Here is a 7,108-nt window from a genome sequence, read left to right as displayed (position 1 = left end):
ACTGGTCTTATTTAAGCTTCCAGCTAGACGAGAGGATAGAAGATATCCCCGATGGGTTAAGCCAAAACCATCTAAGTATCCCCATAAAAAGAAAGATGCCAGTCAGCTTAACTGACTGGCATTAAGCGCATGCGCTCCTTTTTGCTTTTGTAGCTTTATAAATTAACTACTTCTGACATTTACTTTAAGTTTTAGCTTTTGGCCAGGTTGTAAGTATTTTTGACCAGCTAAGTTATTCCACTTAATAATTTCGTTAACGCTTAGGTTAAACTTAGACGCAATACGTGCAAGTGAGTCACCACGGCGTACTTTGTATGTAATGGTACGGTTGGTACTTGCCGTTGCTTGTGGTTTATTAGCTGACTTATACACAGTAAGTTTTTGATTTAGGCGCAGTACAGAGTTTTTCTTTAGCTTATTCCATTTAGCCAACTCATCCATAGTTACGTCATATTCGCGGCTAATGTCCCATAACGTGTCGCCACTCTTAACTGTGTGCGAAAGCTTTGTGCGAGTTGCTTTATTAGCAGCTAAACGCATCTGCTTTGGTAAATGTTCGCTATTTATAGCGCCATCAGTAAGCGGGACTAGTAACTCTTGGCCTACTTTAATCGTATTTGATTTGAGTTTATTAAGCGATCGGATTGCACTTGAGCTCGTTGTAAACTTTTTGGCAATTACTGATAAGCTGTCGCCTCGAGCCACAATATAACGTTGCCAGCGTAATCTGTTTTTAACATCAGTGTTTGCTAGTTTTTGGCTAAATTGCTCTGCTTTATCTACTGGCAGTAATAAAGAATGCGGGCCATTAGGATCAGTTGCCCAGCGATTAAAACCGGGGTTTAATCTGTATAGCTCAGTAAGCGTCATATCGGCCATATCAGCAGCAAGTGCTAAATCTATTTGCGAGCCAACATCAACCACTTCAACCACTTGTGCATTAATTACTGGTTGCCATGTAACGTTAAAATCATCTGAGCGTTTTAATAAATCGGCAAGTGCTAATAACTTTGGTACGTAGGCTGTTGTTTCGCTAGGTAAATCAAGAGACCAAAAATCGGTAGGTAAATGCTTTTTACGATTCTTTTTAATCGCGCGCATCAAGCGCCCTTCACCCGAGTTGTAAGCAGCAATCGCATTTAGCCAATCGCCTTCAAGTGTTTTATGTAAATACGACAAGTAGTCAAGTGCTGCACGAGTTGACTGCACTATGTCGCGACGACCGTCGTACCACCAGTTTTGTTTTAAATCGAATCGCTCACCGGTTGCAGGCATAAACTGCCAAATGCCCGATGCGCTGCGATTAGAATAACCAAATGGGTCAAATGCGCTTTCTACAATAGGCAGTAGTGCAATTTCGATTGGCATTTCGCGCTTTTCTACTTCTTCAACAATAAAGTGTAAGTAAGGTTCTGCACGTTTAGAAATACGATCTAAATAGGCTTGGTGGCGAGCGTAATAATTACGTTCAGTAACAACAGGGCGGTTTTGCGGTATTTCGATAGAAAGTTGGTAGCGAATTCGCTCCCACACATCATCAAACACGGGAGCTTCTTGCTCATCAGAGTCAACTTGCTGATATTGTGCGTTTACCATCAATGCATTGTTAATGTCGTTAGGACTTGCGCCTTCGAGTTGTTGGTTTGCTTGCGTGGCAACTTTAGAGTCTGACTCTAATGTTGTCAGTGTTTGACAACCACTTAGCGCTAACGCCAAGGCTACTAATAGGGGAGATTTATTCATAAATACCAATACATCGGGTAAAAAACTCGGCGAATACTACCTGTTATGAGTTAACATTGCCACTTAATGACATTTTAAAACGCAGAAATAGAATCATCACTATATCTTAAGTTAATGATTCTAATAAAATAAATATTAAAGTATTAGTTCTTGCATTAAAAATTGTCTTTGAACTGTCTCAGACTCGCAAAGTTTCCCCAAGGTTCATTGTTTTTTGTAACCGAGATAAATTTCTCGGGCACTAACTCTATAATGGTTGGCAAATCGCTACGCATAAATGGATTTATTTTTAGCTCCTGTCCAATAGAGGTCGGTAGAGAAATTTGATTATTACTGCGTAATTCATCTACTTTTTTACTGTACTCAAGGAGTTCTGGATTGCGTGGTTCAACTGCTTTGGCAAAGGCAAGATTAGCTTGCGTGTATTCGTGTGTGCAATACACAACACAGCTTGCAGGCAGCTCTCTTAGTTTATTAAAAGATTTCCACATTTGCTCTGGCGTGCCTTCAAATAAGCGCCCACATCCGCCGCTAAATAATGTATCGCCTGTAAAAGCAAGTTCATCATTTGTGTAACAAATATGATCAAGCGTGTGCCCAGGAGTTGCTAAAATAGTAAAGTTAATATTAAGCACACTGATGCTTTGTCCATCAGTGAGTGCGTGAGTGACGCCTTTAAATGGACTATTTGCAGGGCCATAAACCGATATATCTGGATAGGCGTCAACTAATTCAGCTACGCCATCAGTGTGGTCGTAGTGATGATGCGTAATTAAAATACCACCAAGCGTTAGTTTGTGCTCAGCTAAGTACGTTAATACGGGATGTGCTTGACCTGGATCGACTACCCATGCTTGGTTACTGTTATCGGTAGTTAAACACCAAATGTAATTATCAGAAAAGGCTTTAATTGCTTTGACTTGCACCATGGTAAATTGCTCTATAAAGTGACACTTATCGCATAGTATAACGAGCTCAAAAAATGAAACCAGCCCTTAGTTTTCAAGAAGGACCCAAACCACTGTCGTGGCAGCAGTTTCCTCATGGGGATTATTTACGCACAGATATTGAACGTAAAATGGAGCAATGGCTTCCGCGTATGTTTGGCTATCATATGCTTAAGTTGGGTAATTTAAGTGGCGAATTAAACACAAGTATAAGTTCGATTAAACACCAAGTGTGTGTTGCAGAGCCTGGGCCTTACACCGGGGTAGTCGCTGACATAGATGAACTGCCATTTTACGAGCACAGTATTGATGCCTGCATACTAAGCCACTGCTTAGAGTATCATTCAGACCCACATCACATTTTAAGAGAAGCACATCGCACGCTTATTCCGGGCGGTTATATACTCGTGACTGGTTTTAATCCGTTTAGTTTGTGCGGGCTTGCACAAATGTTGCCTTTTAGCGGTCAAAAATTACCATGGACAGGGCGCTTTTTTACCCCTGCGAGGGTTAAAGATTGGCTAAATTTATTGGGTTTTGAAATTGTAAGTGACGAACGTTTTATTTATTCATCACTGGCTAGAGGTAATAGGTTATCAAGATTTGAGTTTTGGCGTACTTTTGCAAAACAGTATTTAAAACCAATGGGCAGTGTTTATATGCTGGTGGCACGAAAAAGAGTTGCGCCACTTACGCCAATAAAACCTAAGTGGCATGCAAGGCCGCAGTTTGCACCAGTAAAAGGGGCAGGGCTTAGGCAAACCTCAAAGCAGCACTTTAAGCGCTGCGATGAAAAAAATAACAATTAAGGCTGATAGCCTACATCTTCTAGTAAATCTTTGCTGCCAGCGGCATCGCGCGCTAAATCGTCAACTATTTCGTTGTATTTATTGCCGCTATGCCCTTTAACCCATTTCCAAGTTACATTGTGCTCGTTACAGGCTTTATCTAAGCGTTTCCATAAATCGACGTTTTTAACCGGCTTTTTAGCTGATGTTAACCAACCACGTTTTTTCCAGTTAGTTATCCACGATTCAATGCCTTGCTTAACATATTGGCTATCGGTTGTTAGGTTTACTTCGCATTCTCGAGTGAGTGATTCTAGGGCTACAATAGCCGCGAGCATTTCCATTCGGTTATTCGTTGTGAGTTTATAACCTTGGCTCATTTCTTTTTCGTGACCGTTATAAATCATAAAAATACCATAACCGCCGGGGCCTGGATTACCTAAACATGAGCCATCGGTGTAAATCTCTACGGTTTTTTGCACTGTTTTACCTTGATCTTATGTACAATAAAGTGATTATAGAAAGATACCAGAATCAGGCTAAATTCGATATGGCACGTAGACAAATAGTTTTAGATACAGAAACCACCGGCATCGACCCTAAACAAGGGCACCGTATTATAGAAATTGGGTGTGTGGAGTTAGTAAATCGCCGTTTAACAGGCAATAACTTTCACGTTTATATAAACCCACAACGCCCAAGCGAAGAAGAAGCAATAGACGTTCACGGTATCACTAATGAATTTTTACGTGATAAACCGTTGTTTCATCAAATTGCCCAAGAGTTTTTCGACTATATTGAAGGGGCAGAGTTAGTTATTCATAATGCGCCGTTCGATATAGGCCACATGGATAACGAATTTGCGCTACTTAATCAGGGCTTCCCTAAAACAGATACTTTTTGTCAAGTTCTCGACACGCTTAAAATGGCGCGTGACTTGCATCCAGGTCAAAAGAACAACCTTGATGCTTTATGTCGTCGTTACGATGTAGACAACGGTAAACGAACGCTTCACGGCGCGCTACTGGATTCTGAGATTTTAGCCGATGTTTACCTTGCCATGACGGGCGGTCAAACAAAGCTAAACTTGAATCAAAACAAAGATGAGGGCAGCGAGCAACAGAAGGGCGGTATAAAGCGTTTAAATAGTGATAGAGCCCCATTAGTTGTTCTGCGAGCAAGCGACGCTGAGCAAAGCGCACACGAAGCACGATTAGATCTTGTAAACAAAGAAGGCGGCCAATGTATATGGCGCGCTGAATAAGGCGATTTAATGAAAACGATGTATTTTGTGACAGCGTTATGTGCCGCTAGTTTATTTACTGGCAATGCGTATGGCGTAAAACAAGTAGAAGTGCTCAAGCGCGATGGGCATCAAAATGAGATCCCTTTACTTGATAATCGTTTTCGCATAGATAGCAAAATAGATGAAATAACACTGCTGTTTTTTAGAAAATCAGGTGCACCTGCTGTTATTTTAGTGCGTCCCGATGGCAGTAAGTACTTTGCTACTGACTCAGTTAAAAACCCTAACTTAGATTGGTTTGACGAGCTCAGCTACGATTTAGTTACCATAAAAAAACCTATGGCAGGTCCTTGGCAAGTAATAGGCAGTATTTTGCCCGATAGCAGAATAGTTGTATTAGGCGAAATATCTCTTGAGGCAGAGCCTCTTCCTTCAATGTTGTTTAGGGGGGAGACAATAAAAATCACCGGGAAAATACTAAACGACGGTGAGCCAATTAACACAAACCTATTTAGAGATGTAGTTAGCCTTAATGTTGACTTTGTAAGTACCAACAATGAAAACTTTGCTAACTTTGGCGCAGGCATTCAAGAAGTAGCGGAATTTAAAGACGATGGACGAGGATTTGATGAGCGCCCTAAAGATGGTGTGTTTACCGGCGAGTTTACTTTAGATTTTCCTGCGGGTGAATGGACACCAGAGCTTTACGTGGCAACACCTCTGTTGCAGCGTCGCATTGTGCAAAATACAATAGAAGTGCACGAGCCGCCTTTTGTAACCGAAGTCGCGTTAGCAGAGCAAGACACAGACGAGCATCTGTTAACTATAAATATAGACCCAAGTATTGTTAAGCCAGAAACAGTCATTATCCAGGGAAAAATCTACTATCCCAATAACGAAGAGCAAATGTTTACCATAGATGCTGCTGCTAAAGACTCACGACAACTTAGTGTTAAAAATTATGATTGGGGTAGATATAGTGTTGAACTGTCTGTTTTTGGCACTAATATTAATGGTCGTGAATTTATGGCAACGCTACCAACGTACAAATTTGAGATAGAGCGACCCATAGAAGCGGTGCCCGAAATTGATCCTGCAACGATTATTACGCCAGATAAAATGATTGAGAGTGAGCCTGTTGAAGAAAAAATGGCCACATCGACAATTATTAGTTTAATTGTAGGCTGCAATACGCTCATTTTATTACTCGGCTGGTTGCTAATTCGTATATTTGTTCAGAAAAAACCGATTAAATTTAAAGTGAAGCTGTCTTTTTTAAAGAAAAAGAAAACAAGCGAAGGTGATGTTGCCGACACTGAAAAAAATCAAGTCGGTAAAAATGGCTCAAAAAATGACAGATCAGGTGAAATTTTAAACCTTTCGATGACAGATGACTAAAAAACCTATAAAAAAACAAAAAAGCCCTTGACGAAATAGGGGTTGGTTCGTATTATTCACGCCGCTGTCAGGGAGACCTAAACAGCAACGAAAATATGGAGTGGTAGTTCAGTTGGTTAGAATACCGGCCTGTCACGCCGGGGGTCGCGGGTTCGAGTCCCGTCCACTCCGCCATTTTCGTAAAACTTGTAAGTAAAAGCTGGAGTGGTAGTTCAGTTGGTTAGAATACCGGCCTGTCACGCCGGGGGTCGCGGGTTCGAGTCCCGTCCACTCCGCCAACACTTACACAACGTATGGTTGTAAAACATATTCTTATTATGGAGTGGTAGTTCAGTTGGTTAGAATACCGGCCTGTCACGCCGGGGGTCGCGGGTTCGAGTCCCGTCCACTCCGCCAATAAGAAAAAATAACAGTTTAAATATGCGCTGGAGTGGTAGTTCAGTTGGTTAGAATACCGGCCTGTCACGCCGGGGGTCGCGGGTTCGAGTCCCGTCCACTCCGCCAACTATTTAAACAATGTTATATTACAAAATTTGTATGCTGGAGTGGTAGTTCAGTTGGTTAGAATACCGGCCTGTCACGCCGGGGGTCGCGGGTTCGAGTCCCGTCCACTCCGCCAACAAATTAAGTAATAACAAGTATAATGATATCTCTGCGGAGTGGTAGTTCAGTTGGTTAGAATACCGGCCTGTCACGCCGGGGGTCGCGGGTTCGAGTCCCGTCCACTCCGCCATTTGATATCATGATTAAAATTAGTAAGTGCATTACCCCATGCACATACCACTGCGGAGTGGTAGTTCAGTTGGTTAGAATACCGGCCTGTCACGCCGGGGGTCGCGGGTTCGAGTCCCGTCCACTCCGCCACTTGTTATTTCCTCAATAACAAGCTTATAAAGTCCTTGATTAAATAATTTAGTAAAATATTCTTTGGCTATCAGCTATCAGCTATCAGCTATCAGCTATCAGCTATCAGCTATCAGCTATCA

The 7,108-nt window shown here is 41.9% G+C and carries 6 protein-coding genes and 7 tRNA genes; 10 read left to right on the top strand and 3 right to left on the bottom strand.

The window, feature by feature from the left end:
• Positions 1 to 162 precede the first annotated feature (162 nt).
• A complete protein-coding gene (locus tag H5115_RS19855) occupies positions 163 to 1,743 on the bottom strand; it encodes a LysM peptidoglycan-binding domain-containing protein (protein ID WP_182756969.1) in 1,581 nt (526 codons plus the stop codon).
• A 155-nt stretch (positions 1,744 to 1,898) separates the two neighbouring features.
• Positions 1,899 to 2,672 carry a hydroxyacylglutathione hydrolase gene (gene gloB, locus H5115_RS19850; protein WP_182712737.1) on the bottom strand — a complete coding sequence of 258 codons (774 nt, stop codon included), beginning with the start codon at positions 2,670 to 2,672 and terminating at the stop codon, positions 1,899 to 1,901.
• A gap of 53 nt (positions 2,673 to 2,725) precedes the next feature.
• Between gloB and H5115_RS19845 the strand changes: the two genes are divergently transcribed.
• The gene (locus H5115_RS19845; RefSeq protein ID WP_182756967.1) at positions 2,726 to 3,499 is read left to right on the top strand and encodes a class I SAM-dependent methyltransferase; all 774 of its coding nucleotides are present in this window, start codon (positions 2,726 to 2,728) and stop codon (positions 3,497 to 3,499) included.
• Here the strand turns inward: H5115_RS19845 and rnhA are convergent.
• Positions 3,496 to 3,960: a ribonuclease HI gene (gene rnhA, locus H5115_RS19840; RefSeq protein WP_149594756.1), complete on the bottom strand. Its 465-nt coding sequence runs from the start codon at positions 3,958 to 3,960 to the stop codon at positions 3,496 to 3,498. The two genes, H5115_RS19845 and rnhA, sit on opposite strands and share 4 nt — an antisense overlap.
• A gap of 68 nt (positions 3,961 to 4,028) precedes the next feature.
• On the opposite strand from rnhA, the gene dnaQ reads away from it, so the two are divergent.
• The 9 genes from dnaQ to H5115_RS19795 all read left to right on the top strand — a co-directional run bounded on the left by dnaQ (position 4,029) and on the right by H5115_RS19795 (position 6,986).
• On the top strand, positions 4,029 to 4,742 hold the full coding sequence (gene dnaQ / locus H5115_RS19835; protein WP_149594757.1) for a DNA polymerase III subunit epsilon: 714 nt from the start codon (positions 4,029 to 4,031) through the stop codon (positions 4,740 to 4,742).
• Between the two features lie 9 nt (positions 4,743 to 4,751).
• Entirely contained in the window at positions 4,752 to 6,122 is a 1,371-nt protein-coding gene (locus H5115_RS19830; protein WP_182756964.1) for a TIGR03503 family protein, read from the top strand.
• Between the two features lie 97 nt (positions 6,123 to 6,219).
• Positions 6,220 to 6,296, top strand: a tRNA-Asp gene (locus tag H5115_RS19825).
• Between the two features lie 27 nt (positions 6,297 to 6,323).
• Positions 6,324 to 6,400, top strand: a tRNA-Asp gene (locus H5115_RS19820).
• A gap of 41 nt (positions 6,401 to 6,441) precedes the next feature.
• Positions 6,442 to 6,518 (top strand) — tRNA-Asp (locus H5115_RS19815).
• A 31-nt stretch (positions 6,519 to 6,549) separates the two neighbouring features.
• Positions 6,550 to 6,626: transfer RNA gene (locus H5115_RS19810), tRNA-Asp, on the top strand.
• A gap of 38 nt (positions 6,627 to 6,664) precedes the next feature.
• Positions 6,665 to 6,741 (top strand) — tRNA-Asp (locus tag H5115_RS19805).
• A 37-nt stretch (positions 6,742 to 6,778) separates the two neighbouring features.
• Positions 6,779 to 6,855, top strand: a tRNA-Asp gene (locus tag H5115_RS19800).
• 54 nt (positions 6,856 to 6,909) lie between these two features.
• Positions 6,910 to 6,986, top strand: a tRNA-Asp gene (locus H5115_RS19795).
• The last annotated feature ends 122 nt before the right edge of the window (positions 6,987 to 7,108 follow it).

The organism is Pseudoalteromonas sp. SR44-2 (assembly GCF_014163745.1).
Classification (GTDB): domain Bacteria; phylum Pseudomonadota; class Gammaproteobacteria; order Enterobacterales; family Alteromonadaceae; genus Pseudoalteromonas; species Pseudoalteromonas distincta.
This window is presented reverse-complemented; position numbering and strand designations above follow the sequence as displayed.

Excerpts from the sequence above, each read along its gene's own strand:
- dnaQ (WP_149594757.1), top strand. The coding sequence starts at position 4,029 with ATGGCACGTAGACAAATAGTTTTAGATACAGAAACCACCGGCATCGAC.
- H5115_RS19845 (WP_182756967.1), top strand. The coding sequence starts at position 2,726 with ATGAAACCAGCCCTTAGTTTTCAAGAAGGACCCAAACCACTGTCGTGG.
- H5115_RS19855 (WP_182756969.1), bottom strand. The coding sequence starts at position 1,743 with ATGAATAAATCTCCCCTATTAGTAGCCTTGGCGTTAGCGCTAAGTGGT.
- H5115_RS19830 (WP_182756964.1), top strand. The coding sequence starts at position 4,752 with ATGAAAACGATGTATTTTGTGACAGCGTTATGTGCCGCTAGTTTATTT.
- gloB (WP_182712737.1), bottom strand. The coding sequence starts at position 2,672 with ATGGTGCAAGTCAAAGCAATTAAAGCCTTTTCTGATAATTACATTTGG.